This is a genomic window from Rhodoferax sp. (genome assembly GCF_028689305.1).
In the GTDB taxonomy this organism is placed as follows: Bacteria; Pseudomonadota; Gammaproteobacteria; order Burkholderiales; family Burkholderiaceae_C; genus Rhodoferax.
On sequence record NZ_JAQTWM010000150.1, the window covers coordinates 3,158 to 4,546 of the forward strand.

Consider the following 1,389-nt stretch of genomic DNA (forward strand, 5'->3'; position numbering starts at 1 on the left):
CCCGCTCGCGTTCTTGCGGCCAACACCAGCGCTCAAGCGCCCAACCCACCACCAGCCAGACCACACCTCAAACCTAAAAGAAGCTACAAAATCAATAGCAACAAACGCCCATTTCACCTGGGCTAGAAGCCAAAAATGCTGACAAATCATGACACCCCCCAAGCCAGCGCCCGTGCGGCGCTGGCGCAACAGGAACGCACGCAGTTCATCACCAGCCACCCGCGTTCCCGGGCGCTGGCCGAAGCCGCAGCGCCACATTGGCTGTTTGGCGTGCCGCTGCACTGGATGAGCGACTGGTCCACCCCGTTTGCGCTGCAGGTGGCCAGCGCCCAGGGCAGCACGGTGACCGATGCCGACGGCCACAGCTACGTGGACTTCTGCCTGGGCGACACCGGCGCCATGTTGGGGCACGCGCCAACGGCGGTGGTTGAGGCGGTGCAGCGCCAGGTGGCGTTGGGCTGCACCACCATGCTCAGCGGCGAAGATGCCGCCTGGGTCGGGGCCGAGCTGGCGCGCCGCTTTGGCCTGCCGGTGTGGCAAGCGGCGCTGTCGGCCAGTGACGCCAACCGGTTTCTGTTGCGCTGGGTGCGTGCCGCCACCGGCCGGCAAAAACTGCTGGTGTTCAACGGTTGTTACCATGGCACGGTGGATGACGTGTTTGTGGACCTGGTGGACGGCCAGCCACGCCAGCGCGACAGCCTGCTGGGCCAGGTGTTTGACCTGACCCAGCACACGGTGGTGATCGAATTCAACGACCTGCCCGCCTTGCAGGCCGCACTCGCGCAGGGCGACATCGCCTGTGTGCTGGCTGAGCCGGTGATGACCAACATCGGCATGGTGCTGCCGCAGCCAGGGTTTTGGGCGGCGGCGCAGGCGCTGATCCGCCAGCACGGCACGCTGCTGGTGCTCGATGAAACCCACACCTTCAGCAGCGGCCCAGGCGGTTATACCCGGGCCCATGGTTTGTCGCCCGATGCGCTGGTGCTGGGCAAGCCCATTGCCGGCGGACTGCCCTGCGCCGTGTATGGCATGAGCGCCGAGCTGGCAGACCGGGCGATGCAGGCCAAGCGCGCCGCGCCGCCCGGCCACTCGGGCATTGGCACCACGCTGACCGCCAACCGGCTGACGCTGGCGGCCATGCGCGCCACCCTGGCCGAGGTGGCGACCGAGGCCGCCTTTGAGCACATGATCAGCCTGTGCAGCCACCTGGCGGCGGGCCTGCGCGCCTGCTTGGCCCGCCATCAGTTGCCCTGGTGTGTGACGCAGGTGGGGGCGCGTTGCGAATTCCAGTTCGGCCCGACGCCGCCGCTCAACGGCAGCCAGGCCCAGGCGCTGTTCGACCCCGGGCTGGAGCAGCTCATCCACCTGGCGCTGCTCAACCGCGGGGTG

General features: G+C 67.8%; 1 protein-coding gene. It reads left to right on the forward strand.

Going from position 1 to position 1,389, the window contains the following annotated elements:
- Positions 1–135: 135 nt before the first annotated feature.
- Positions 136–1,389, forward strand: a 1,254-nt coding sequence (locus PHW99_RS18115; protein ID WP_300181016.1) for an aspartate aminotransferase family protein, incomplete at its 3' end; no start/stop codon positions are given.